Source organism: Rossellomorea vietnamensis (assembly GCF_008180415.1).
Lineage (GTDB): Bacteria > Bacillota > Bacilli > Bacillales > Bacillaceae_B > Rossellomorea > Rossellomorea vietnamensis_C.
The window spans coordinates 30,628-55,737 of the sequence record NZ_VTEI01000013.1 but is presented as its reverse complement, the minus strand read 5'-3'; the positions used below and the strand labels follow the sequence as shown (position 1 = coordinate 55,737).

Below are 25,110 nucleotides of genomic sequence, written 5' to 3'. Positions count from 1 at the left end.
GCCTGACAAAGGTTGGGCGTTTTTCATTTGTATAAGGTGGTATTAATATTTCAAAATGATTGTTCAAATCCCCAATGATTGGTATGCTAAAAAACAAATGAGTATAGATTTAAGCAGACTCCTTACTGTAGCGACTATACCTATCCAATCTGATCATATAGCTGGAGGATCGTACTTGATTATCTTAATTAAGACTTTATTGGTCAATATAACCATCCTGTTTTCATTTACCTTCAATGCAAATATTTTCTTCCCCTTTCAGCCCCAGCCGCAGCTGCAGCTGAAACAGAAGATCTCATATGGTTTCATCGGATCATTGGGTGCATTGTTTTGTATGTTTTACCCAATCGAAACCTTAGGGGCCACACATTTTGACTTACGGATGATTGCCATCATGATCACAACCATTTATGGAGGGGTGATCTCAGGCAGCATGGTCCTTCTGGTTGTATGCATAACCCGCTATCTTATCGGCGGACCTTATGTCATTATAGGGCTTGCTGTTTCCATCATAGCTTTCGCCACCCCACTAGTTTTCCGCAGAGTGCTCTTAAGGACTCGGCATAAATTACTGGGAAGTGTCTTGATACTTACAATTTACTCGGCCATTTATATCACTATCATTTTTTTCACTGTTACTATGCTGAATCTTTCTTTCTATATCATTTACTTCAGTACCTTCTATATAACCTTCATTTCTTTGGTCTTGATTATTGAAAAGCTGATCAAAACCAATGCTCAGATTGAAGAAATGGTCTATCTTGATAAATTGAATATGGTCGGGCAGATGGCTGCATCCATTGCACATGAAATCAGAAATCCGCTATCAACTGTCAGAGGGTTCATTCAGCATTTGACCGAGGGGACTAAGGATCAAGAATTCAAGAGGTTTTCACCGCTTATCCTTGAAGAATTAGACCGGACAAACAAAATCATCACCGACTATCTCAACATTACCAAACCTGAGAAGTTTCATATGTCATCCATTAATCTCACAAGGGTGATCCAGTCGAGTGTTGACCTTCTCCGGCCTTTTGCTGCCTACTCAAATACATCGATTCTATTCGAGGCAGAAAATGATTATCACATCCAAGGCGATGAGCACCATTTAAAGCAGGCAATCATGAATGTCATTAAGAATGGGATTGAATCGACTGAAAACGAACGCGGTACAGTTACAATAGACATTCGATCCGGCAGCACATCCGATACGTTGGAAATCCTTATTTCAGACGATGGTACCGGGATGACGCCGGAACAGCTAAGCAAAATCGGATTGCCTTTTTACACAACGAAAACTAAAGGAACCGGTCTCGGCAGTATGGTCACGAACAAAATCATCCGGGAAATGCACGGAAAAATTGAATACGAAAGCCAGCTGGACAAAGGGACAGTCGTACGGATCACTCTTCCTTTGCATGAGGATGGAGAAAAAGCGGATTCTTAGTGAATTCGCTTTTTTCTATAAGGGTGTTTTCGTAAACTTTGTTGCTATTTGATACTAATTCCGAAGAAATATCAATCTCAGAAGGAAAAATACGGTACTATCGAAAAGAAAAGAGCTACGCTTCCCCGATAAGAAATAAAACTCTTAGTATCCGTAGATATCCGTAAGCAACAATCTATGCGAAAACAGCCTTGTATAAAAAAATACTGATTCAAAAGGCTTAATACAAAATAGTATTAATTAATTAATTAATTGAGTGTTGAAAACACTAATCAAACTTGCTCATTGATCTTGTCTCTGACCATGATTAAATGCCTATAGAAAAACCGGCGCCCAAAGGCAGCCGGTTCTTTCTATCTTACATATTCTTCAGCGTGTCTGTCAGGACAGGAACAATTTGTTTCTTACGAGAAACAACGCCTCTCAGTACCGCTGTATTGTTGTTCAACTGAACATTATAAGCTTTTTCTACAGCTTCAGTTTTTTCGCCTAATGCAAGCGCAACAGAATCGCTGTTAAGGATATCAGTAGTCACAAACAGGAACAGATCCAAGCCTTTTTCTGAAATCGTCTTGGAGATGGCTTCTTCCAGCTCGCCTTGGCGCTGAAGAACTTCATCCGTGTCCACGGCGTTTACCTGTGCCACTTCTACTTTATAGCTTCCCATCTGGAACTCTTTGGCATCCAGGGAAATCAGGTCTGCTGACGTCTTATCCCCTAAGCTTGCTCCCGCTTTAAGCATTTCAAGTCCGTACTCATCAGCATCGACGCCGGCAATTTCAGCTAGCTCACGAGCTGCTTCCACATCTTCTTCTGTACAAGTAGGAGATTTGAATAGAAGGGAATCAGAAATGATAGCAGACAGCATCAATCCTGCCATTTCCTTGCTGATGTTCAAGCCTTTTTCTTTATAAATTTTATTCAAAATCGTTGCCGTGCATCCAACAGGCTCAGCACGGTAGTATAATGGATCACTTGTTTCAAAATTTGCGATCCTATGATGGTCGATTACTTCAAGGACCCTAACCTCTTCAATGTCATCGGCACTTTGCTGGCGTTCGTTGTGGTCAACCAGGATTACTTCCTTAGCTTCAGCTGCCACTTTTTCAACAAGGCGCGGAGCTTCGACGTTGAAATGGTCAAGCGCATATTGCGTTTCGCCGTTGATTTCTCCCAAGCGGATCGGTTCAGCATCCATACCTAACTGTGTTTTCAAATCTGCGTATACCAGAGCAGAACAGATTGTATCTGTATCAGGATTCTTATGGCCAAAAATCAATACTTTTTCCATCATGACTCTCCTTTAAACTTTGTTTATGTGTTCGAATAAATTCACCATCAAATCATAACATACGACAGTATTTTATCATATTTCGGATAGCCTGTCCTTAAAGCAATTCAATCCTCATCCTTAATATCCGGGTCTTCAGGGATCGGTTCATTCTGCCATTGTTCAAATAGCTTTTTATAAATTTCCAGCTGCTCATGATAGTTTTGAAAGTTCTCTTTGTTGACAAGGTACTGCTCACCATCATGTACGGCTTTGATTTTTCTCTGATTGATCAACGTTTCAATATATGTTTCGGGAAGCGATAGATAGTCCGCTATTTCTTTTACTGTTAAATACATGGCTTTCACCCCTATGGTCTAAAATTCACTGAATCTCATCACAGTTCCGGCACTGCTATTTCTCAATTTTAACATACTGGAAAGATAAGCCTGCTCATTTACAGTCTTTCAAGCCATGGGATAATAAACATAAGAGACAATGGAATATATAATTGCCTTTTTGGGATGTGTACTGAAGCTGGACACGAAAGAATAGATAATCTCATACATCAAAAAAAGACTGAGGCCGGCATTCCCGACCTCAATCCTAAACTTCAAAATATAAATGATAGTGAAGGGCACAGCCTGAATTAAAAACAGCCCTGCACTCCGGACATCTCGGCTCCCCCTTCATATACTCGTCAATGGTAAGCTCATGCCCGCACGATCCGCAAAGAACCGCCTTTTCGTCTCTCTGCTCCATTCCCCATACTTCCACAGGGTGACCTGCTGTTTCCTCGTGGCATAAATGACACGGGTAATAAATACCGCAGCAATTAAATTTAATCGCAATGATGTCTTTATGTGTATGGTAGTGCCTGCATCTTGTTTCTCCATCAACATGAATCCCTTTTACCATGTGGCCTTTGACCGCAACCGAATTACTTTGCACTTGTTCTCAGCTCCGGATTCTTATCCAGCTCTTTTTGAAGCTGCCCAAATAAAATCAAACGGTACATGCGAAAATCTGCTCTCAGTGACCAGACCGGATGACCGAATGTTGCCGGCTTGTTTCCTTCTATAAAGAAGTGGCTGATCCATGCAAAGGCATACGCAGTAACCGGAGCCAGCAAAAGCAGCCAGAAATTCAGGGTAAATACAGATAAAAGGATAAAGACAAATACAAAGCTCGTACCGACAAAATGCCAAGCCCGAGTTGAAGATTTGCTGTGCTGCGAAAGATAAAACGGCCAAAACTCTTTATAACTTTTAAAATCCAAATCATTCTTCCTCCTTTTTTGAAAGCGCTTACTATATTTATTCGGCATAAAGCGATCGATTCCTTTTTCTTTACAAAAGGTCCATTTCTGAAATTTTGCTACTCTTAGCCATTAAGCCCGCAAAAACACCAGCATAATTTCCTGCAATTCCACTATACCAGCGGAACACCTTCCCTGAAACAAAGGTGACATTATTATAACAAAAATCAATATCAAGAATAACTGTCCAACTATATTCAAATCCTAGAAAAAAGGAGATGAAATCATGCCGAACGAAAATCAAAATCAGCATTCACAAACAACTCCCCATTTTGACGGTCTAAATGAAACTGTCGTCAATGATAACAAAGGTGCCCAAATGGGGGTAACCATCGATACAAAGCAAGATTTCGCCCGTCAGGAGAATCCCTTTCCCGTCCAACTTCAGGAGGACAAGCAAATGAAAAAATTAGATTCCATAATAAAAGGTGAATAACATTTGGATGGTGAATGGACTATTCTGTGGTACTCAATTAGAAACGGCAGCTTCCCCATCTCAATGAAAGGATGTGCTACTACATGACTGATTGGAACGAGCAGGCAGCACCCAACAATAACCTTGGGTCAACCTCTTTCAAAAAAGCTTTACCCCCAAATCCGAAGACAGATTCTCTGAAAGAAAAGGATAAACAGAAGAAGAATGACATACTTTAAATATGAAATGGGCGGTTAGAATGATCTGGGTACATGTTTTCATCACAAAAGAAACCTCACATGTACCCACATCTCTCCTCTGGGTACATGTCTCCCTTCAAAAGCCACCATTCATGTATCCACATCCCTCTGCTGGATACACGTCTCCCCTCAAAACCCATCACTCATGTATCCACATCCCTCTTCTGGATACATATCTCTCAACAAAACCGACCACTTATGTGTCCACTCTTCTCTTCTGGGTACACGTCTCCCCTCAAAACCCCTCACTCATGTACCCACATCCCTCTGCTGGATACATATCTCTCAACAAAAGCGACCACTCATGTATCCACTCTTCTCTTCTGGGTACACGTCTCCCCTCAAAACCCATCACTCATGTACCCACATCTCTCCTCTGGGTACATATCTCTACTCAAAACTCATCACTCATGTATCCACATCCCTCTTCTGGATACATATCTCTCAACAAAACCGACCACTCATGTATCCACTCTTCTCTTCTGGGTACACGTCTCCCCTCAAAACCCATCACTCATGTACCCACATCTCTCAGCTGGATACATATCTCTCAACAAAAGCGACCACTTATGTATCCACATCCCTCTGCTGGATACACGTCTCCCCTCAAAACCCATCACTCATGTACCCACATCTCTCTGCTGGATACATATCTCTCAACAAAAGTGACCACTTATGTACCCACATCCCTCTGCTGGATACACGTCTCCCCTCAAAACCCATCACTCATGTACCCACATCTCTCTGCTGGATACATATCTCTCAACAAAAGTGACCACTTATGTATCCACATCCCTCTGCTAGATACACGTCTCCCCTCGAAAGCCATCACTCATGTATCCACATCCCTCTTCTGGATACATATCTCTCAACAAAAGCGACCACTCATGTATCCACTCTTCTCTTCTGGGTACACGTCTCCCCTCAAAATCCATCACTCATGTACCCACATCCCTCTGCTGGATACATATCTCTCAACAAAAGCGACCACTCATGTATCCACTCTTCTCTTCTGGATACATGTCTCTCCTCAAAAGCCATCACCCATGTATCCACTCTTCTCTTCTGGGTACTGTCTCTCCTCAAAAGCTAGCACTCATGTATCTACACCCCTCTTCTGGATACATATCTCCACTCCAAAGCCACCACTCATGTATCCACATCCCTCTTCTGGATACATATCTCTCAACAAAACCGACTACTTATGTGTCCACTCCGCTCTTCTTATTGAACAAGAAGGTATTTTTGTTTACAACTAGGCGGCATTAAACATACACACACCTTCTTTATTTTCAACAAAAAAAGGACGAAATCACAGAGATTCCGCCCATCAATTATTTAGACCACTCGCCGTTCGTGATGAACCGGGTCATCACTTAAACATTTGTGAAAGATGGCTGTTTGTTAGTTGTGTGAATCAACTCATATTGACGCTGCCTGATGTTGAAGAGTGTCAATGGATCCTTGACAGTTTCAGGGTTAGCCTTTAGGGTGCTCACTTCAAACTCATTGTCAGCAATCAGATTCTTCGTGTCCTCTGAGGTTTGCTGCAGTTCTGCCAGCGGTCCCCTGAAGAAGATGGCTACGTCTCTTTCAATGGATTGCTGAAACAGCTCAAATTGTCCCATGAACCTTTGCATTACACGCAGTGCGGTATCTTCATAGCTTTCGTTCTCAATGAACCTCGTGTATTGCTGATGAAGCATTTGTTTGTTCTGGCCAATGGAACCGAAGAGTTTCCCGACACTTTTTAACAGCACCTGAGAGGGGTTGCGGCGAAGCAGGATATTGACATTATCTTTCATGACCTTGCTCGTCATCCTGTCAGCATCGCGCCTCCAGTCATTCAGTACCTTAAAGTCGCAAAGCAGCTCAAGCCTTTCTTCCCGGTACATCGCATTAAAACTGTCCCGCATTTCCTCAAGGTGAAGCTGCCCGTTTTCAAGCTCTTCTTTGGAGAAGGAAATCCACTCATCCAGGTTTTCCCGGAGCTTCGGCATAGCTTTTTCATTCAGATACACTTCAATTCTCTTATTCATCTCTTCATTAAGAGACAGATGGAGTGTCCTGAAATCACTTTCTTCGTTGACATAATCACCGCATTTTTTAAGGAGCTTCGGAAGATCCTCCATGATCATACCCTGAACCTCGCTTGTTTTTTCTACAAAAGCGTTCTTAATCGCGGCCGCCTTTTCAACTTCGATGTCCTGAAGCTGCAGTCTGGCTCCATTCAGTTTCTTTTCCATATCTTTATTCCATTGGATGGAGTCTATAAGGTTATTTTCCCTGTCCACTCTCTGTCTTAAGAGATCCTTCAGAATATCTTTGACAAAATATAAAAGCTTCTCTGTTCTTTCCTCCTCAGAAGGAGCAGTGAAATGGAAACGGGCCACAGCAGACAAATCTTCAGATGAAGAAGCCTGAAACACTTGTGCATCAGGGAAGTATTTTCCGAGCAATGACTTTGTTTCAGAAATTGTTTTGTCCGGTACTATCCCATGTTTAACAGACAGCAGGACATTCACTTTCAAGCCAGGTTTTTTTTCTTTAAGCTTGACCAGCCCCTGGAAGATAGATTCTGTCAGCCGCTTCTCTCCATCAATGACGTATAAAATGCTGTCAGACATATTCAGCACGCTGGCGCCGGTCACATTTGAAGCCAATATGAGAGCCAGGCTGTTCTCCTGCAGGAAAGCTGCCGGCTGTTCATACTGAAGCCATACGGATCCTGGCTGGCGGAGAAGCATCGATTCTTCGAGAAATTCTTCTTTGCTGCCGAGGGCTGTGATTCCGTTTTCTGCTATCCTTCTAAATTCTGTTCTATTATTATTCTTCAGGAGAACAGGTGTGGACGGAAGCTCAGTCAGTATATTTTCTCCTGTAATGCGCTGAACCAGGGAGAAGATTTCCTCTTCTGACGAACCTGTAACCAGCAGCCGGTGCACCTCTGTATTTTTCAGTTCAGTCATTATCCATTGGTGCCTTTTATCAATGCTGACTTCATGCTGGTTTGTCCAATGTGCAACTTCATCCAGCAGAGCCATTGCTGCTGTAAATCCATCCTTTTTCGAATCAGTACTGTTGATCAGTTCTCTCGCTTTTCGTACTGCCCAGCCCTCAATGCTTTTAGGAAACATCTCTTCCCAGGAAAGCAGTGCAGATGCAGCATAGACAGCATGGGGGGTATCTGTAATCTTCACCCAGGCCATGAGAAGGCCGGGAACAACCGGGCTGAGGGACTTTATAAAGCGGCCGCTGTTCATCAGGGTGTCAAAGGTTCCCTTATAAAGCGGTGAAAGCTCATGCCATCGGTCTTCCTTTTTCGTCTTAATATCGAGGAAGAGCAGGTTCACCTTCGTAATCCATTCATCAAACATTTCACTTCCGCTGTAGCTTTTCCAAAGAGAAGTGATCGACTGTTCAAACAACTGTTTATCAATTGTTGACAGGGTGAAGAGCATTTCCATGAAATAGGCAGGCATGATATCCCGGGTTACACCCGCATTGACATACCCTTTCAGTATTTCGAACCAGCGAAGCTCCTCTGTCCTGATTGCTTCATTCACAGCAAGCTCTGTGGCGCTGTGCCAATCTTCGTTCTCTTCAAAAAAACGTTGAGCAATCAACGTTACATCCGGATAATCCGGATTCATCGAGACGGCGTTTTTAATTACGGCATCCGCATTGACTACATTTTCCTGCTTGATATACAGCGAGAACAATTGAAGGGCTACCTCAGCTTTCAGCGAAGAGCACTCTGTCTGGACAGACTTGTAGACCCCTTCAGCTGTGGAGAGCTGACCCAATTCAAAGAAAGCATCTGCTGTATTTTTTTGAGCCCATCCTGCCAGTTCGTTATGGATATTTTCCCATTTGAATATGGCCGCTTCATAATCTTTATGATGGAAATACACTTCACCCTGAGCAAAGCGGATATACGATAAATCAGCAATCTCCTTTTGCTGTTCCTCAAGGTGGGCTTCCCTCAGAACGGCAATGGGGTGTTTTCCTTCTTTCTCTTTCATGAATTCTTCATAAAATGTCTTTTGTATGTATTGTTCCTCAGTTTTCATGACAATCCTCCGCTAAGTATATTCTCGTATATACTTTTCCAGTTACTTTATTTTATCAAACTTCCGCTTAGGAAAGATTGCAATTTTACAACAATTTTCACCTTATATGTAATATTCTTTGCATAATGCATAATTTTTTCATTCCATATCGCCAAAGGGCAGATTTCTTTTTAGTTATCCTGATCAATTTCCTTCGGATTAAAGGAAATCAGTTAAGGGAGTGCGAGCTGACTTAACCTTCTGCTTATTTGGCTTTCCCTTTTCTCCTTAACGAATCAGAGGCTGCCTGCAGATGGTATTGAAAGGAGATTCCTGTTTTGGCTTTGTGTTTTCATCGTTAACATGACTTACCAGCAAAGCATATGGTTATTTAAATGGAATCCATCCATATTAAGAACACCACCGGAAGAAAGGAGGTAATAGTATGGCGTTTATATCCAGGGAACAGTTAATCAATGAACTTCAAACAGCCTTCCCATCCCTATTAGAGGAGTATGGTTTGGAAAATATCGGCATATTCGAGGAAGAAGGCCAAAAGGATCAATATTATTTGGGATATACAGTGAAAAAAGATGGAAATGCCTATATGATCCATCTTCCTTATAAGAAAGATCATGACGGAGGGTTGGAACCCGCATCGGACCAATGGACCATTGAATCTGATGCCCCCGAATCAGCTGACACAACAGGATTTGACAGTATGGAAGCTGCATTGAGAGAGATATAGTCGAACGTCTTCTAATTTGTGCCAGATCTTCACATGATTGTTTCTCAGTCACCCCTCACTCTTGAAATCCTGCATTCGCAGCCGGCGCGAGTTCTATTTTATTCTCCTGGAATATCTTTGCGATGGCATGCCGAAGATCACTTTCAACTTTTTCTTTTATCTGAAAGTTGGTAACCGGGATCAGCACAAGAAAGTCCAAGGCCTGGTTTTTAAAATTGACAAATCGAATATCAGGAGGGGGGCTGTCCAGAATCCCCTCAGCATCCTCCCTTACCTTTTGGACTGCTTCCTCAAGAAGTTCCTCGATTTTCTTGGTATCCATTCTATAACTAACACTGACATTAACCTCTGCACTCATTGCGACGTTGGAGCGGTTTCTCACAATCTGCTCTATAAAATATTGATTTGGGACAATCAATGTTCCTTCCTTCGCTGTCCTGATAATCGTGGAACGCAGGCGGATCTTTTCCACCCTGCCATTTTTTCCATTAACCTGTATCACTTCTCCTACTTCAATCGGCCGCTCAAATAAAATGATCACACCTGATATAAAGTTACCGGCGATGTTTCTCATTCCAAACCCAATTCCGATTCCCAGCACACCAAGGACTGCCGCGATGGCTGTAAGATCCAATCCGACAGTTGTCAAGCTGATGATCACCGCAAGGATCATCACCGTATAATAAATGATTCTATTAAAGGTATAACCTAAACCTGTTTCGATTTCATAATACTCATACACAGGTTTTAATACATAAAGGGTGAATATTTTTACCAGCCTGTGGGCCAATGACACAATCATGAACGCCACAAGGATCAGGAAAAATGATACATCCACTCCTCCTTGGGAATAGAGCGTGTAGGTCATCCACTCTTCTCCCCAGAAGTACAGCAGGAACAGGAGCAGCGCACTGTAAAAACTCAGCCAATTTACGACCGAGCGGGCAGTGGCTGCCGTCTTTCCGTTTACTCCGGCATTTCGTTTTTCTATGTAATCAGCAGCCCTTTTGAGAATAAAATTTCCCATTATGATTAGCCCAAGAAAAGCAAGGAACCATATCAAATTGATTTCTGATAATTGACTCATAACCCTATCCATTTGTTTTCACCCTGACTTTTTAAAGATCTGATTGCTTTCTCTCTTAATACCCTATTTCAAGCCTGTCACACTCCTGCCTATTGGTGATTCTAAGGCTGAGGTCTTAGTTTTTTTATGTCTTGCGCTTGATTTGTAAGTTTATTGAATGAGTTACAATAAATCAGGAAGGATTTACCTGTTTTCTAGAGAATCTTTACTATCGGCAGTTGAAGGTTTTTTTCCAAAGGAGGCAGGTAAACAAGGGTTTTACAGTTGAAGCAGTTGAAAAAGGAGAGGTAGTATGAAGCTGATGGAGTTCATTGTTAAGAAGAAGATTTTGGTAGGATTGATATCTGTGCTGGTGGTCCTGTTCGGCAGTTATGCGGTCTTGGACCTGGATAAAGAACTGATGCCCCCAATGCAGATGGATGGTGCGTATATTGAGGTGAATGCAGAAGAAAAGTCTGCAGCAGAAATTGAACGCACCATCACCACCCCTTTAGAACAAAAGATACAAGGCGTGGAAGGTGTTGAAAAAATTGAGTCAACAACCAATATAGGGAGCAGTTCCCTGCAGCTGACCTTTTCAAGAGGAAAAGGCGAGGAAGTTTATAAAGAAATAGAGTCGATTGTGAATGCCTCAGCATCCGAGCTGCCGGGAATCGAGGATATTGTGTCAGGACAGTACGGAGCCAGCCAAAGCTTTGAATTCTTCATGGACGTATCCGGCGGCGATATGGAGCAGATGACGGCTTTTGCTAAAGACATTCTTGAACCCCGATTGGAAGAGCTGCCAGAGGTCAGGGATGTTGATTTGTCAGGCATCGTTGAAAATGAAGTAGCCATTGAGTTTAACCGCGGGGAAATGACAAAACGAGGTTTGGACATCAACCAGGTGGCTGGTGTTATCAGTGAAGCCGGAAGTGAAGCGACTCTTGGGGAACTCAGTGCAGATACCGATTCTCCTGCCCTCCGCTGGAATACCAAACTGGAAAAGGTAGAGGACATTGAAAACATTCAAATTCCTGCAGCATCAGCTTCATTGCTCTAAAGGACATTGCCGAAATTACATTACAGCCTTCCCAGAATACATCTCCGGTTTGGAAAGATGGCAGCAAGGATCTTATCTTTGTGCAAGTCGGCAGAGTTTCGGATGTCTCGCAAATTGAGATGGCTGACGCAGTCAGGGCCGAAATAGAAAACATCCGGAAAGACAAACTAGTGACTGGTTTTGAACTAAATGAAATGGTGGCTCAAGCCGATTATGTTCAAGACTCCATCGATGGTGTGGCAAGCAATATTCTCATTGGAGCTGCCATTGCCTTTGCCATCCTGCTGATCTTCCTGCGCAACATCAGAGCCACCATCATCGTCGGAATATCCATCCCTACCTCTGTGCTGCTGACCTTTGCGGCAATGTGGATCTTCGACTACAGCCTGAACATGCTGACGCTGATCGGCCTGGGGCTTGGCATCGGAATGATGGTCGACTCCTCAATCGTTATACTGGAATCAATCTATAAGAAAAAAGAAAGCGGACTTCTAAGGTTGGACGCGGTTATTCAAGGAACAAAAGAGGTTGCCTCAGCCGTCATCGCCTCCATGCTGACAACGATTGTTGTATTTTTGCCAATCGGACTTCTTGGCGGTGAGATGGGACAGTTCATGATCATGCTGTCTGCCGTCGTCGCCTTTACTCTAATCAGCTCCGTTTTGGTCTCTTTCACCTTGATACCGGCTCTTTCAGAGAACTTTTTGAAAGCCGGCAAGAAGAAGCGTGAGAAAAAAGAAAGTCGTTTCATGCGTTCATACAGCGGGGCCGTATCATGGATTGTTAAGAAAAAACGGTATAGTTTTGGTGTCATCTCTGCCTTCTTCCTGGTGTTTATCAGCTCCATGTTTCTCGTGACAAAAATCCCAATGACCATCATGCCGGATGTATTCAACCGCTATGCAGAATTGCTGATCGACTTGGAAACAGGCATCGATCCGGAGGACAAAGAGAAACTCATCGCTGACATGACAGAAGAACTTTCTTCCATTCAGGATGTGGAATCCAGCTACATCATGGATAACGGTAGCATGCTTTATACCGTCATCAACATGACCAAAGAAGATGACATCACAGCAGAACAGAAAGTTGTGAACGAAGAGATCTTCAAGAAGCTTCGCGCCCTAGAAAAAAACCACCCCGTCGAAAGCGTTCAAAGTGCCATGTCGGCTGGCGGAGGCTACCCTGTCCAAGTAAACATACAGGGAAAAAGTTTTGAAGGGCTTAAATCCGTTACGGATGACTTTGTAAAAGACCTTGAGAAAATCGATGGAATTGTCGGTGTAACAAATTCCATGGAACGAACTTCACTTGAACAGGAAATCATTTTAAAAGAAGAAGCAATAGAAAAAGCCGGTTTGAACAGTTCTATGATCCAGCAGTTCATCAGCCAGGCTTTCATTGAAAGGCCAATTGGCGAAATGAGCCTGGATGGAGAAATTATTCCCTTGGCAGCCCAATGGGATGAAAAAATCAATACAGAAAACGCCCTTTTGGATATGACCATCCAAACACCAGAAGGCGGAAAAAAATTACCCTCCTTCATCGAACTGAAGGGAATCAACACACCAAATGAAATCAGCCATGTAGACGGGGAAAGATTCCTATCGGTTTCTGCCGATATTGAAGGAAAAGACCTGGGAGCGGTGAATCGTGAAGTTCAGAAGCTGATCAGCGATTTCGACTCCCCTGCAGGATACTCCGTGTCCATTGCAGGCGATTTGGAACAGCAGCAGGAACTGATGAAGGAAATGCTGCTCATCCTGGGCATCTCCATCTTCCTTGTTTACCTTGTCATGGCAGTCCAGTTCAATCACCTGGCCCATCCGATCATTGTAATGTCCGTCATACCGATGACGTTTACTGGTGTGATCCTTGGCTTGTTCCTCACTCAAAGGGAATTAAGCGTTATGTCCGGAATGGGGATCGTCATGTTGATAGGCATTGTCTTAAATAACGCGATTCTCCTGATAGATAGAACTAATCAGCTTCGAAATGAAGGATATTCAGTTGAAGAAGCATTGATCGAAGCAGGAAAAAACCGCATCCGCCCCATCTTCATGACGACCTTGACGACCGCCGGAGGGATGCTTCCGCTTGCACTTGCATCCGGTACATCGGGTAACTATCAGGCGCCAATGGCTACTGTCATCATTTCCGGGCTGATGTTTGCTGCATTCATCACCCTGCTATTGATACCGGCAGTTTATCGTTTGTTTACAACAATGAGCTTCAGCGTCAGTTTTAAAAAGAACCGTAGAAAACGCAAAGTTGCGGCATTGAAAGAAACAGAAGGTGTAAGCTGATGTACATGAGAAAAGCCCTTTCCAAACCGGAAAGGGCTTTTCTGTATAAGTCTTTTATGACAATTAACTGCCATCGATATTCAAAAATTCCGAACTTAATCATCCGATAAATAATGACAAATATCGGGGAGTGACTGTCACCGGAACCAGCCTTTCTCCTTCAATTGAGTAATGGCCTCTATTCGGTTTTTCACCTGCAGCTTATCAAGGATGGTGGAGATATAATTCCGGACAGTCCCTGTTTTGATGCTGAGCTCATCGGCAATTTCCTTTGTGTTCTTTCCATCGGCCACCAGTTCAAGCACTTCTATCTCCCGGACGGTCAATGGATTTCCTTCCCCATAGGCATCTTCTATGAGCTCAGGTGCATACATTCGCTTTCCTGCCATCACGCTACGAATAGAATTGGCCAGGTCTTCACTAGGACTGTCTTTTAGAAGGTAGCCGTCCACTCCAGCTTTTAGAGCACGCTGGAAATAACCGGACCGGGCAAAGGTCGTTAATATAATGATTTTGCACCCGCTTCCCTTCAATTCTTCAGCTGCATCCAAGCCTGTTTTCCCCGGCATTTCAATGTCCATGATACAGATGTCAGGCTGGAATTTTTGAACAAGGCGCAATGCTTCTTCACCATTGGATGCCTTCCCGACTACTTCCATATCATCTTCCAAATCAAGTAAAGAGCCAAAGGCCCCTAGCAGCATCTGCTGATCTTCAGCAATGACGATTTTGATCATTATAATTCCCCCTATTCGGCCTGTTTAACATCGTTTGGCACGGTGATGACCAGCGTTGTTCCTTTTTCTTTAAGTATCTCCATATCTCCATTTATAAATTGCAGCCTTTCCCTCATACCTACAAGTCCAAGGCCTTTCCGTTCTTCCTGGCCCGGGTTTCGGAAATTCCCATTATCCTTGATCACCATGACGATTTCTTCCCATGATTGATCAATCCTTATTTCACAAGCCGTTGCTCCGCTATGCTTAACAATATTCGTCACAGCTTCCTTTAAGCACATGCTCAAGATATTTTCCGTCAGGAGTGATACATTTTTCAGATCGATCTCCTTGACGCCGGAAAATTCGATCTCGGCTGCTTTCAGAATTTTTTTCACAGTAACAAGCTCATCTTCCAGACGGATTCCCCTCATGGAAGAGACCATTTTCCGCACCTCATTCAAAGCAGTACGTGCCGTCTGCTGCACATCTTTTAATTCATCTTTTGCTCTTTCAGGGTCTTTATTGATCAACTTCCGGGCTAGGTCACTTTTCAATCCAATCAGAGACAATTTTTGGCCGAGCGTATCATGAAGATCACGGGCAATCCTCTGCCTCTCTTCAAGCTTGCCTAATTCGGAAATCCTTTTGTTCGCATCCTCGAGTTTTTCCTCCAACTGCCCGCGCTCTTTTCGGTTATGAATATTGAACGGAAGCAGAATCACGCTGATCCAAATAATGATGACAAACGGAAACTGTTTTATGAAGAAAGCCTCATCCTGGATAATGGTAATGTTAATCGATACAGTGGTACTGAGCAGATGGGCAAAGTACAAAATTAAAAAAGTTCTGCGATCCCTGATATTCCCAATATAATGGGCCAGGAAAAAAGCAAAGTACACATAACTGAACAGGGATGTGGACGCAGTGGAAATTGCAATCAAGATAAACGTCCAGAGATAGACCAGCCACCCTTTTGAAAAGAAGGCAATTTGATAAAAAACAAAAAATAGAATGGTCAAGATAATTCCGCTGACAATTACAATCATGGAAGAAGATTGAAATATAAAGTAAAACGGTAGAATATACAATATGATCCAAATATACGGTGAAACCCCGCTGTTGCGCTGAAACTCCAAATACCTTTTAAACATTAGAAAACCTCATTTTTTCGAATCTTTTTTCTTCTTACATCTTATCCCTTTTAGCATAACTTTTCCATAACTAAAAAAGCGGAAGCGCCTTGATCAGCCCCGACAGGCAAATGTTCCAAAGAGAAAAAAGGCGGTCTTCCCTTTTATTCTCTTTGGGTTATTTGACCCCGAGGGGCTGGGCGCTGGAGCTGGACTGATAAAAAAGCGCAAGCGCCTTGATCAGCCCCGACAGGCAAATGTTCCAAAGAGAAAAAAGGCGGTCTTCCCTTTTATTCTCTTTGGGTTTTTTGACCCCGAGGGGCTAGGCGCTGAAGCTGGACTGATAAAAAAGCGGAAGCGCCTTGATCAGCCCCGACAGGCAAATGTTCCAAAGAGAAAAAAGGCGGTCTTCCCTTTTATTCTCTTTGGGTTATTTGACCCCGAGGGGCTGGGCGCTGGAGCTGGACTGATAAAAAAGCGCAAGCGCCTTTATCAGCCCCGACAGGCAAATGTTCCCTGGAGCTGGATCCCCCCCTTCCCAAACATTTCTTTTCGCAAAAAAATACGATCCAACTGTTAGCTGGACCGCTCATATAACTCAGTCTGACACTGTCATATTTTCTACTTTTGATGCAGCCTTGAGGTCCTTAAAGCGGACAAATTTTTTGTTAGTCTCATCCCATAATTTGAACTTCAGTGAACTTATGCTTGTACCAAGAGTGATCGTCGGTACGTGCTGCAGGGATTCATTGCTCCGGTGAGCCTCTTCAAGTTTGTAATTAGGGACTCTCGGTGCAAGATGGTGTACATGGTGAAACCCAATATTGCCGGTAAACCATTGAAGGATTTTCGGAAGCTTGTAAAAGGAACTTCCCTCTACAGCAGCCAGAACAAAATCCCACTCCTTATTTTCCTCAAAATAAGAATCCTCAAAGGTATGCTGCACATAGAATAACCAGATTCCCATAATTCCAGCTATATAGAAGATCGTTCCGTGTACCAGCAGGAATGCCTGCCATCCGACAGCGAAGCAAAGCACTGTTACGATTGCGGCAATAGCTGCATTCGTGATGTAGGTATTGATGCGCTCTTTCTTTCTTGCCTCTTTTCGATTAAAGCGGTTGGTAATCAGAAATACATAAATCGGTCCCAGCCCGAACATCACAAGAGGATTGCGGTATAGACGATAGGAGACCTTCGTCCAGAAGGATGCATTTTTATATTCATCTACCGTCATCATCCAGATGTCACCCGTTCCGCGTTTGTCCAGATTCGAACTCGTCGCATGATGAACAGCATGATCATGCTGCCATTGATAAAATGGGAAAAGAGTAATAATCCCCGTGATCGTACCAATAATCTGATTCGCCTTCCTTTTCTTGAAAAAAGAGTAGTGGCAGCAATCATGAAATATAATGAAGATACGCGTCAACAAACCAGCACCGACCACCCCAATGAGCAGTGTCAGAAGGTAGGAGACAGAAAGGCTTATGTAGGCTAAAACCCATACGGAAATGAACAGGGCCAGAGTTGTTGCAAGCTGAAAGACACTCTTGGCAGTCTCCGAACCTTCAAATGGTGAAACTTGTTTTCTTAATAAATTTGTCTTTTGTTTGGTCATTGTTTCTATTCCTTTCATATTTTATTAATCTCAGTCTCAATAGAAGGAAGTGTTAATGGCCGATATGCCGGTTATAACGAAAAAATTGCAGATAGCACAGGTTGTGTAACCTGTATAATTCCGCCTTTAAAGGAGAAATCAGCTCATTTTCTTCCTTAGCATGGACTAATTATCAGTTCATTATTTCTATTTTTTTTTCGATTTCACGAAAATATCATGTGTGCTTTTTGCAGGGACATCTTGCAAATACCGTTTTTTTCACCATCCTTTACGAATCCCTGAGAAATCTTGCAAATAACTAAAAATCATTTACCCCAGACATAGTTTAGTTTAAACACTCATGCCGCAGGACTTATTCCTGTCATCCCCTTTTTCCAAATTGCTATAATGAGAGAAGGTTACACAACTCATACGCACGAAAGAAATTTGAATTTCAGGAGGCGTTAGTTATGGAGAAATACATGATGAGAATTAATGGAGAGGAGGCTGGCCAGGGGCTCCCTGCAATCGAGGTCCAGAATCCCGCTGACTCAAAAGTGATTGCAACCGTTCCGGACGGAGGAAGGGATGAAGCGCTGGCCGCCGTCGATGCAGCACATTCGGCTTTCAAGGAGTGGTCCGGCTATTCTGCTTATGAACGAAGCGAGCTCCTATTTAAATGGCATGAGCTTATTGAAAAAAACAAAGATGATCTGGCAAAGACCATGACCATGGAGCAGGGAAAACCACTTAAGGAAGCAGCCGGAGAAATTAATTATGCAAATGGATTCATCTCCTGGTATGCAGAAGAGGGAAAACGGGTTTACGGAGAAACCATCCCTGCCACTCAAAGAAATAAGCGGCTATTTGTGCAAAAACAGCCGGTGGGAGTTGTCGCTGCCATCACCCCTTGGAATTTCCCGGCGGCCATGATCACAAGGAAAGTCGCACCTGCCTTAGCCACCGGGTGTACAGCCGTCATAAAACCGGCGGAACAAACACCGCTGACTGCGCTGAAGCTGGTCCAGCTTGCTGAGGAAGCAGGCATACCCAAAGGGGTCCTGAATGTCGTTACAGGTGATGCAAAAGAAATCGGAGAAGCATGGCTTTCCGACACACGTGTAAGAAAATTAACGTTTACCGGGTCCACTGAGGTCGGCAAGCTGTTGATGAAAGGTGCAGCAGATACAGTGAAGAAGTTGTCATTGGAGCTTGGCGGCCATGCCCCTGTCATTGTCTTGGATGACAGCGACATCGACAAAGCGGTAGACGGCGTCATCGCATCTAAATTTCGAAACGCAGGTCAAACATGTGTCTGCTCAAACCGCATCTATGTTCACGAATCCATTGAAGAGCCTTTCACCAAGAAGCTGGTCGAAAAGGTTAAACAATTAAAGGTAGGAAACGGCCTGGAGGAAGGAGTGGATATAGGCCCGCTCATTGATGCAGCCGCGGTAGAAAAAGTGAAGAAACACTTGGAAAATGCCCTTAAAGCAGGAGCTTCCCTCGAGTATGGCGGAAACCACAATGAAGGACTGTACTTCGGTCCGACGATTATTTCCAACGTAAAAGATGATATGCTCTGCATGACAGAGGAAACATTCGGCCCACTGGCTCCCATCACAACCTTTTCAACAATCGAAGAAGTCATCGAACGTGCCAACGACTCCATCTATGGGTTGGCTGCTTATGTTTTCACGGAAAATATCACAAAAGGCATTACTGTTTGTGAAGCCCTGGAATACGGGATTGTCGGCTTGAACGACGGAATGCCTTCCACTCCGCAAGCACCTTTCGGAGGTTTCAAGCAAAGCGGACTTGGCCGCGAAGGCGGACACCATGGGATTGAAGAGTACCTCGAGGTCAAATATATTTCCCTGGGGTTATAGACTAGACTTCTCACTTGTTTTGTGTGAGTTGGTTTTCATGAGTGTTATACTTTTAAGAGTATACTAGGGAAGTTAGTGTGGTTGGACGCTAATCGTACCATTATCTTTACTCGCCATTAATGGTACGTTTCCTTGCTAATGGTACCATCAATTTTACACTTTCTCGAAGATAATGGTACGTATTAAGACCCAGCCTTCTCAGCATGTACGCTGAACAGGCTGGGCCACTCTTTTCACCAAAGAAAAACAGGAATGAGGCTGGAGTTTCGGCACAGCCTCTCTTCAAAACAAAACCCACACAAATAAATTCCCAATCCCAGACCAGACTGTACCAATGTTTCCCCCGTCAGCCAAGTTAAAGGTTTTATTCTAGCCAGAAAGCAAAACAGCCCTTAACTAAAGCTCTTTTTCTTCTTCCGTTTTTCTTCATACATATTTTGATCCGCAGAAGTGTAGAGTTCATTCATTTTCCCGAGAGATGTTGAGCTTGACGCGACACCGACCGAAAGCATGATCTTGATTGTTTTGCTATACCGATTATAGTTGGCGATTTTTTGTTGAATCCTTCTTTTCACTTCTTCAGGAAAATGCAATCCCGGATTTTTAATGAGAATGGCAAACTCGTCCCCTCCGATTCTGGCAATGAGGATTTCTTCACTTTGAAGAGTCCTGAGGATTTTGCTTGTTTCTTTAATTAGTTCATCACCTGTTCGATGTCCATGAGTATCGTTATAATATTTGAGCTCATCCAGATCACAGAGTAAGAGGGCAACCGGAATGTTTTCCTCCTCATCCAGCTCTGTCGATTGATTTTCAAAGTAAAGCCTGTTGTACAGCCCCGATAATCCATCATGATGAGCCTTATAAATCAGTTCTTCCTGGAGCCGCATCTTTTCATCAATATTCCGGATGACGCCTTGGATCGCTATCATCTCCCCATTTTTAAAAATAGGCGTGGCAAACTCTTCAAAATATTTATAGTTGCCCTCATCATCCACCCATCTCTGGATAATCGGCTGGCTGTAATCCAATTTACCGGACAACTTCCGATCCAATAACTCCCTGTCGTCAGGATGAAGGAGTTCTATGCTGGTCTGGGCGTTCACCATGCTTCGCACTTGGATTCCGCTGCCCAAAATACTATCGATGGACGGACTTAGATACCTGAACCTCAGTGCCGGCTTTGTTTCACAGTAGTAGATGATATCCTTGGACCTCTCCACCAGTTGATATATCCGTTTTTCATTTTCCCTAGCCGCTGAATTTTTAATATAATCATAGCCCTTGAATAGGGACATCCCTGCTGCAATGCCGGCTATTAATGTCCATACCTCCATAGCGTTCCTCCTATTACAGGTTATAAGAAGAGATGACTTGTTTCAGGTTGCGGTCGCAGTCTTCTAACTTTTCCGGCCTGCCAAGCAGATATCCCTGTCCAAACTGGACACCGATTGACTTGGCTGCCGCCAGATCTTCCTCCGTTTCAATTCCTTCCAGAATGAAGCAGGTATCTTCCTGAGCAAACTCAATAATGGCTTGAAGCAGCCGCTGTTTTTTTATATTTTTAGATAAACCCATGGAGAAATAGCGGTCAAATTTGATAATCTGCGGTTCCAATTCCAGAACCATCTTCAAAGAAGAATTGCCCTTGCCTAAATCATCCATAGCAATTAAGAACCCTCTTGATTTCAAATCATGAAGCACCTTCCTGAATTGAACGAAGTCATCATTCTGCTCGGCTTCATTAATTTCCAGGATCACTTTTTCAGGGGGAAGTTCTACTTCTTCTAAAAGTTTATGTAAAAATTGAATGAAAAAAGGGTGCTTGATAGTAGAGGGATAAAGATTGACCGAAAGATAAGGAAAACTTTTGTTACTCTGCGAGAAGTATTCATTAAAAACTCTGATCGACCGCTTAACAGATGCTGTATCCAGTTCGTAGAGGATACCTGTTTTCTTGGCATGATAAAACACCAGCTCTGGATTGGAATCAAAATCACAGCGAAACAAACTCTCGTAACCTGCCAGAGTATCATTTTTCAAATCATAAACCGGCTGGAAAACATTCCAAAACTTTTCGTTCGTAATAATATTCGATAGAGTTAATACCATGATGTTCTCGGACTCCTATGCAATTAGTTATAAATATGACAAAAAAGACCATTCCTCCCCGGAACAGTCTTTAAGACAAGTAAAAATCCGGCAGCTGGCTGGCATTGTCTTTACTGACTTTAGCCCCTATAGCTTTGCGTCGCCACCTTTCAATGGGTTTGCCTTTATCAAATTATTTTTTGAAATTATTTACAAGTTTCATTATATAGGCATTTATGCCCTGATGCAATATTCCTACTCAGGATTTAGCAACTTCTCTTTTTTTATAATAATTTCCCGCATATAGTGCTCTTTAAGTTGGGGAAATCCTCTCAGTTCTTCTTTACCTTTTTCTGTGATTTCATAGATTCCCCTGTCTACTCTTTCAAACCATTTATAGTAATTCTTGCTCAAGATTGATTGAGTTTTAGTCCCGGTTCCAAGTTTAATCAAATCCTTCGGAGCCATCCGGCCGTATTGCTCCAGGCAGCAAGCAATCATGATACAGGTCTCTTTATAAGCAGTCATGATCTTCGTCTTGCTGCTCCCGCCAACATTGTAATCAGCGCTCCGGCCTTCAATCTCGGTCAAGAGCGAATTCCTCCTGCGGCTGCTTGTTTTTTGGCTTTTTATAAAATCAAAAGGCTCGGGATGCTGGATAAACTGAATTTTAGGCACCTTATTGGCAGCCGATACAGTGATCAGCCCCACTTCCAGCCTCCTGACCAGATGGCAGATATCTTTCCAGCGTCTCGATCTCATATTTTTCGGCCTGGGGATCGCTATATAGACAAGATCTGTAAGCCTTTGCCTTTTGGTAGCTTGTATCAGCAGATCAACCGTCAGATTCAATTTAAGCTCCACAATGACAAGGTGTTCTCCTTTTACAGCTGTAAGATCACAATCCTTCACTTCTCCGTTTACCTTATAGCCCTCCCGGGTAAAATGCTTTTGGATGGGCTTATAAAGGTCAGCCTCTAAAATTTTCTTTTTTTCATTCATATAAAAACCTTCCCAGTATTTGTTCGTCATACGTTTAATTAGTCTATTTTCATTATACCTCACTTTGGAAGCAGCCGTAATATAGAAGTGGCGGTCTATGTGCCACGAATAGATTCAGCGGAAAGACAGATAATATAGCTATTCATACTGTATAGGAGGAGTATCCATTGAATAATAGAAAGGTTTTGAATGCGCTGCTTGGGAGCACGATTTTATCGACATTGTTTAGTTTTGTAGTCATAGCCTTGACTGTGTTTCATCATTTTCAAATGCAGAATTCTTTAAAGGAAATCGCAGACAAGGTCGACAGAGGATCAAATCAAGGATAAATTCGATTGGCAATTTTAATAAGCTTATCTAACTTAGTAAGTTCCCAAGGCAGGAATAATAGTGGAGATTATGAAATTTCTGTAGGCAGGCTGAAGTTTTAGTGCTTAATTTAGTAACCAGCAAATCATCTGTAAAATAAGCGCGCTTATTCATTTAACTTTTTTAGCATCTAATGAACATGTTTGCTTATTTACTGAAAAAGGCTAAGAGATATTTGCATCTCTGAGCCTTTTTGATTATGAACTCCCCTGTGGTACTTATGTGGTTTGTTAGTTGGTTCAGTCTTTGATTTACCATTTTGCGCCGTCCAAGTAAATCTGAAGAGAACAGGTTACTTCAAGTCTTACTCTATTTCAAAATTCACTTCACCAATACCGGTTTCTACATTGACAGTGATGATAATCTCAGCCGTATCGAACGCATCATTCACATAAGTGTTTTTGCCAATGGAAGTAAATCCGTAAAAATTGGATTTGCCGATTCCTTCCTCTGATTGAATCCGTACCCCAGCTTCTTTAGGGAGGATGACGGTCGTCTCGCCAATGCCGGTATCTATATCGACATCGAAGCTATCTTTCCAATCGCCGCTAAGGTTCACATCGACATCACCGACGCCCGCATCGACTTTTAAGCCGGACAGCATCATTCCTCTTAAATCAAGGTTTGTGTCGGACGCCCCTGAGTTGACACGAAGATCAATCGGAACCTTATTGGAAAACTGAAGGTCCCAGCTGTTTTTTACATTACCAAGACCGGCACCTACATCTATATCTTTCTTTTGTTTAATGACAATGTCCCCTTTGTTCCCACTCTGGTCATATTTCACCTGGGGCTCCATGTCCTCATTGTTGTATTGAATTTGCCCTGTTACCCATTCAGCGGAACCTCCGGATACATTCATTTCTCCTGCCCCCAAGCGCAGGTCAACTTCCAATTCTTTCGCATCATCTTTTTCCACTTCAACTTTGTATTCATTGAGAGTTCCTTTTCCAAATGTCTCTGATTCAAAAACGCCGCAGCCAGTGGAAATCACTACTGCTGCACCCAGTAAAGCACCAGCCCATACTTTCTTTTTCATGTTTTTCCCTCCCAATCGCTCTGTTTATACATTTATACTACAGGATTACAGCCATTGGAAAAACGAACCAGAGATTTATTTTCAGCTAAGACCTGAGGCGGAGTGTGACCGGTCCTCAACTCAGCCTATCATCTTAATTCCTCTATTAAAAAGGAGTGACCTAAGTCGGCCACCCCTTTCCCTTATATTGCTTTTAATTTTTCATTCAGAGTATTAAAAACTTCTTTTAGTTTTTCTTCTGGAATTGTTTCATACAGGTCTCCAATACTGACCTCATAATAGCAAGAGCTATCTCCAGTTTCCCTTAGATAGCCGCTCAGTCCGACTCCGGTGTTTTCATAAATCTCTACAAGTATGGGCTCAAGGTCTTCCTTTGATACCTCATAGTGAACATGAAACATATTGGACACCGGCACTTGTGGTAATGTGGATACCTTCTCGCAGATGTTATAGTGCTCTGCCAATTCTTTTGCTCCATGGTAATATTGCTCCATTTTGTCAGCCCGCAGATCGTAGTAATAATCCGCACTGACGATGTAAGGATAGAGACTGATCAAATCGCCTCCATGACGCCTCTTCCATACCTTTGATTCCTTAGTGAAGGCTTCATTTCCGGCAAGAATGGCTCCGGCGATGCCGCCTATCCCTTTGTAAAGAGATAGATAGACGCTGTCAAAGAGGGAGCAGATTTCCGAGGCTGTTTTTCTATAAAAAGGAAGAACTTCGAGCAGCCTTGCTCCATCAAGGTGAAGCTTGATACCCTGTTCTTGGCAATAGGCTGCAATGGCTTGAAGTGTCTCAAAATCAGGCAGCTGTCCGCCGATTTCACGCTGCGGCAGTTCAAGAAGAACAACAGCCGCTTCCTGCTTCATATTCTGAATATCTTCCAGCGTGATGACTCTGTCTTTGTCAGCAAGCAATACCGACTCAATCCCATGAAGCTCTTTAATTCCGTCTTCTTCATGAATCTCCAGGTGGGATAGCGGGTGGTAGGCGACACGCTTCAATCCTTTCTCCTCACACCAGATTCTTAAAGCAATCTGCTGCGCCATCGTGCCGCTCGGAAAAAACACCGCCGACTCCTTGCCTAGCAGGTTTGCCATCTTTTCCTGAAATGCCTCGATCACCTTTCCGCTTCCATATATGTCACTTTCCGTATCAGAGTCTATTCGATCGAATGCCTCTTTCAGCACACCAGCATCCCGATTGCCGTGGCCGTTTATTTTCATCGGTGTTTCTTTGAATGCCTGGAATAAGGTTTTGTTTCCACTCATCTCTACATCTCCTCTTCTGGTGACAGTCACGCCCCGGCATTTGTCGAAGGGT

The 25,110-nt window shown here is 43.1% G+C and carries 21 protein-coding genes and 1 riboswitch; of the genes, 7 read left to right on the top strand and 14 right to left on the bottom strand.

Annotation, left to right across the window (positions count from 1 at the left end):
• The first annotated feature begins 175 nt into the window (after positions 1 to 175).
• Complete coding sequence (locus FZC78_RS18485; protein WP_148941561.1) at positions 176 to 1,447, top strand: ATP-binding protein; 1,272 nt, start codon at positions 176 to 178, stop codon at positions 1,445 to 1,447.
• Positions 1,448 to 1,805: 358 nt separating this feature from the next.
• Here FZC78_RS18485 and FZC78_RS18480 read toward each other — a convergent pair whose 3' ends face one another.
• The 4 genes from FZC78_RS18480 to FZC78_RS18465 all read right to left on the bottom strand — a co-directional run bounded on the left by FZC78_RS18480 (position 1,806) and on the right by FZC78_RS18465 (position 4,044).
• On the bottom strand, positions 1,806 to 2,738 hold the full coding sequence (locus FZC78_RS18480) for a manganese-dependent inorganic pyrophosphatase (RefSeq protein WP_148941645.1): 933 nt from the start codon (positions 2,736 to 2,738) through the stop codon (positions 1,806 to 1,808).
• A 107-nt stretch (positions 2,739 to 2,845) separates the two neighbouring features.
• Complete coding sequence (locus FZC78_RS18475; RefSeq protein ID WP_148941560.1) at positions 2,846 to 3,076, bottom strand: excisionase family DNA-binding protein; 231 nt, start codon at positions 3,074 to 3,076, stop codon at positions 2,846 to 2,848.
• Positions 3,077 to 3,323: 247 nt separating this feature from the next.
• Positions 3,324 to 3,635: a CHY zinc finger protein gene (locus tag FZC78_RS18470; RefSeq protein WP_148941644.1), complete on the bottom strand. Its 312-nt coding sequence runs from the start codon at positions 3,633 to 3,635 to the stop codon at positions 3,324 to 3,326.
• Between the two features lie 22 nt (positions 3,636 to 3,657).
• Positions 3,658 to 4,044 (bottom strand): Mpo1-like protein, encoded by a 387-nt coding sequence (locus FZC78_RS18465; RefSeq protein ID WP_435874172.1) that lies wholly within the window; start codon positions 4,042 to 4,044, stop codon positions 3,658 to 3,660.
• Between the two features lie 217 nt (positions 4,045 to 4,261).
• On the opposite strand from FZC78_RS18465, the gene FZC78_RS18460 reads away from it, so the two are divergent.
• Positions 4,262 to 4,471: a hypothetical protein gene (locus tag FZC78_RS18460; RefSeq protein ID WP_148941558.1), complete on the top strand. Its 210-nt coding sequence runs from the start codon at positions 4,262 to 4,264 to the stop codon at positions 4,469 to 4,471.
• 1,615 nt (positions 4,472 to 6,086) lie between these two features.
• On the opposite strand, the gene FZC78_RS18455 is transcribed toward FZC78_RS18460, so the two are convergent.
• Positions 6,087 to 8,783 carry a tetratricopeptide repeat protein gene (locus FZC78_RS18455; RefSeq protein WP_148941557.1) on the bottom strand — a complete coding sequence of 899 codons (2,697 nt, stop codon included), beginning with the start codon at positions 8,781 to 8,783 and terminating at the stop codon, positions 6,087 to 6,089.
• A gap of 424 nt (positions 8,784 to 9,207) precedes the next feature.
• Between FZC78_RS18455 and FZC78_RS18450 the strand changes: the two genes are divergently transcribed.
• On the top strand, positions 9,208 to 9,510 hold the full coding sequence (locus FZC78_RS18450) for a DUF5634 family protein (RefSeq protein WP_148941556.1): 303 nt from the start codon (positions 9,208 to 9,210) through the stop codon (positions 9,508 to 9,510).
• Between the two features lie 55 nt (positions 9,511 to 9,565).
• Here the strand turns inward: FZC78_RS18450 and FZC78_RS18445 are convergent, their stop codons facing one another.
• The gene (locus FZC78_RS18445; RefSeq protein WP_252183678.1) at positions 9,566 to 10,609 is read right to left on the bottom strand and encodes a mechanosensitive ion channel family protein; all 1,044 of its coding nucleotides are present in this window, start codon (positions 10,607 to 10,609) and stop codon (positions 9,566 to 9,568) included.
• A gap of 280 nt (positions 10,610 to 10,889) precedes the next feature.
• Here FZC78_RS18445 and FZC78_RS24395 point away from each other — a divergent pair, with 280 nt between their 5' ends.
• Positions 10,890 to 11,639 (top strand): efflux RND transporter permease subunit, encoded by a 750-nt coding sequence (locus FZC78_RS24395; RefSeq protein WP_252183677.1) that lies wholly within the window; start codon positions 10,890 to 10,892, stop codon positions 11,637 to 11,639.
• A complete protein-coding gene (locus FZC78_RS18440) occupies positions 11,621 to 13,945 on the top strand; it encodes an efflux RND transporter permease subunit (RefSeq protein ID WP_353733583.1) in 2,325 nt (774 codons plus the stop codon). The genes FZC78_RS24395 and FZC78_RS18440 overlap by 19 nt, the downstream gene beginning before the upstream one ends.
• Positions 13,946 to 14,082: 137 nt before the next feature.
• On the opposite strand, the gene FZC78_RS18435 is transcribed toward FZC78_RS18440, so the two are convergent.
• The 3 genes from FZC78_RS18435 to FZC78_RS18420 all read right to left on the bottom strand — a co-directional run bounded on the left by FZC78_RS18435 (position 14,083) and on the right by FZC78_RS18420 (position 17,415).
• Positions 14,083 to 14,682: a response regulator transcription factor gene (locus tag FZC78_RS18435; protein WP_148941555.1), complete on the bottom strand. Its 600-nt coding sequence runs from the start codon at positions 14,680 to 14,682 to the stop codon at positions 14,083 to 14,085.
• 11 nt (positions 14,683 to 14,693) lie between these two features.
• Complete coding sequence (locus FZC78_RS18430; RefSeq protein WP_148941554.1) at positions 14,694 to 15,815, bottom strand: sensor histidine kinase; 1,122 nt, start codon at positions 15,813 to 15,815, stop codon at positions 14,694 to 14,696.
• Between the two features lie 577 nt (positions 15,816 to 16,392).
• Positions 16,393 to 17,415: a fatty acid desaturase gene (locus tag FZC78_RS18420; RefSeq protein ID WP_148941553.1), complete on the bottom strand. Its 1,023-nt coding sequence runs from the start codon at positions 17,413 to 17,415 to the stop codon at positions 16,393 to 16,395.
• 449 nt (positions 17,416 to 17,864) lie between these two features.
• On the opposite strand from FZC78_RS18420, the gene FZC78_RS18415 reads away from it, so the two are divergent.
• Entirely contained in the window at positions 17,865 to 19,283 is a 1,419-nt protein-coding gene (locus FZC78_RS18415) for an NAD-dependent succinate-semialdehyde dehydrogenase (RefSeq protein ID WP_148941552.1), read from the top strand.
• A gap of 392 nt (positions 19,284 to 19,675) precedes the next feature.
• Here the strand turns inward: FZC78_RS18415 and FZC78_RS18410 are convergent, their stop codons facing one another.
• From FZC78_RS18410 to FZC78_RS18400, 3 genes are all read right to left on the bottom strand, one after another.
• Positions 19,676 to 20,620 (bottom strand): sensor domain-containing diguanylate cyclase, encoded by a 945-nt coding sequence (locus FZC78_RS18410; protein WP_148941551.1) that lies wholly within the window; start codon positions 20,618 to 20,620, stop codon positions 19,676 to 19,678.
• A 13-nt stretch (positions 20,621 to 20,633) separates the two neighbouring features.
• Positions 20,634 to 21,395: an EAL domain-containing protein gene (locus tag FZC78_RS18405; protein WP_148941550.1), complete on the bottom strand. Its 762-nt coding sequence runs from the start codon at positions 21,393 to 21,395 to the stop codon at positions 20,634 to 20,636.
• Positions 21,396 to 21,481: 86 nt separating this feature from the next.
• A riboswitch (cyclic di-GMP riboswitch) is annotated at positions 21,482 to 21,568 on the bottom strand.
• A gap of 61 nt (positions 21,569 to 21,629) precedes the next feature.
• The gene (locus FZC78_RS18400; protein ID WP_148941549.1) at positions 21,630 to 22,376 is read right to left on the bottom strand and encodes a DUF2161 domain-containing phosphodiesterase; all 747 of its coding nucleotides are present in this window, start codon (positions 22,374 to 22,376) and stop codon (positions 21,630 to 21,632) included.
• Positions 22,377 to 22,543: 167 nt separating this feature from the next.
• On the opposite strand from FZC78_RS18400, the gene FZC78_RS23835 reads away from it, so the two are divergent.
• The gene (locus FZC78_RS23835; protein ID WP_187445002.1) at positions 22,544 to 22,705 is read left to right on the top strand and encodes a hypothetical protein; all 162 of its coding nucleotides are present in this window, start codon (positions 22,544 to 22,546) and stop codon (positions 22,703 to 22,705) included.
• 344 nt (positions 22,706 to 23,049) lie between these two features.
• On the opposite strand, the gene FZC78_RS18395 is transcribed toward FZC78_RS23835, so the two are convergent.
• Together FZC78_RS18395 and FZC78_RS18390 are read right to left on the bottom strand one after the other, a co-directional pair.
• A complete protein-coding gene (locus tag FZC78_RS18395; RefSeq protein WP_252183676.1) occupies positions 23,050 to 23,784 on the bottom strand; it encodes a toast rack family protein in 735 nt (244 codons plus the stop codon).
• Between the two features lie 182 nt (positions 23,785 to 23,966).
• Positions 23,967 to 25,058, bottom strand: coding sequence for a threonine aldolase family protein (locus FZC78_RS18390; protein ID WP_148941547.1), 1,092 nt, complete (start codon positions 25,056 to 25,058; stop codon positions 23,967 to 23,969).
• Positions 25,059 to 25,110 lie beyond the last annotated feature (52 nt).

Coding starts and splice junctions, on each gene's coding strand:
- FZC78_RS18480 (WP_148941645.1), bottom strand. CDS start 2,738: ATGGAAAAAGTATTGATTTTTGGCCATAAGAATCCTGATACAGATACA.
- FZC78_RS18475 (WP_148941560.1), bottom strand. CDS start 3,076: ATGTATTTAACAGTAAAAGAAATAGCGGACTATCTATCGCTTCCCGAA.
- FZC78_RS18470 (WP_148941644.1), bottom strand. CDS start 3,635: ATGGTAAAAGGGATTCATGTTGATGGAGAAACAAGATGCAGGCACTAC.
- FZC78_RS18465 (WP_435874172.1), bottom strand. CDS start 4,044: ATGCCGAATAAATATAGTAAGCGCTTTCAAAAAAGGAGGAAGAATGAT.
- FZC78_RS18460 (WP_148941558.1), top strand. CDS start 4,262: ATGCCGAACGAAAATCAAAATCAGCATTCACAAACAACTCCCCATTTT.
- FZC78_RS18455 (WP_148941557.1), bottom strand. CDS start 8,783: ATGAAAACTGAGGAACAATACATACAAAAGACATTTTATGAAGAATTC.
- FZC78_RS18450 (WP_148941556.1), top strand. CDS start 9,208: ATGGCGTTTATATCCAGGGAACAGTTAATCAATGAACTTCAAACAGCC.
- FZC78_RS18445 (WP_252183678.1), bottom strand. CDS start 10,609: ATGGATAGGGTTATGAGTCAATTATCAGAAATCAATTTGATATGGTTC.
- FZC78_RS24395 (WP_252183677.1), top strand. CDS start 10,890: ATGAAGCTGATGGAGTTCATTGTTAAGAAGAAGATTTTGGTAGGATTG.
- FZC78_RS18435 (WP_148941555.1), bottom strand. CDS start 14,682: ATGATCAAAATCGTCATTGCTGAAGATCAGCAGATGCTGCTAGGGGCC.
- FZC78_RS18430 (WP_148941554.1), bottom strand. CDS start 15,815: ATGTTTAAAAGGTATTTGGAGTTTCAGCGCAACAGCGGGGTTTCACCG.
- FZC78_RS18420 (WP_148941553.1), bottom strand. CDS start 17,415: ATGACCAAACAAAAGACAAATTTATTAAGAAAACAAGTTTCACCATTT.
- FZC78_RS18415 (WP_148941552.1), top strand. CDS start 17,865: ATGGAGAAATACATGATGAGAATTAATGGAGAGGAGGCTGGCCAGGGG.
- FZC78_RS18410 (WP_148941551.1), bottom strand. CDS start 20,620: ATGGAGGTATGGACATTAATAGCCGGCATTGCAGCAGGGATGTCCCTA.
- FZC78_RS18405 (WP_148941550.1), bottom strand. CDS start 21,395: ATGGTATTAACTCTATCGAATATTATTACGAACGAAAAGTTTTGGAAT.
- FZC78_RS18400 (WP_148941549.1), bottom strand. CDS start 22,376: ATGAATGAAAAAAAGAAAATTTTAGAGGCTGACCTTTATAAGCCCATC.
- FZC78_RS18395 (WP_252183676.1), bottom strand. CDS start 23,784: ATGAAAAAGAAAGTATGGGCTGGTGCTTTACTGGGTGCAGCAGTAGTG.
- FZC78_RS18390 (WP_148941547.1), bottom strand. CDS start 25,058: ATGAGTGGAAACAAAACCTTATTCCAGGCATTCAAAGAAACACCGATG.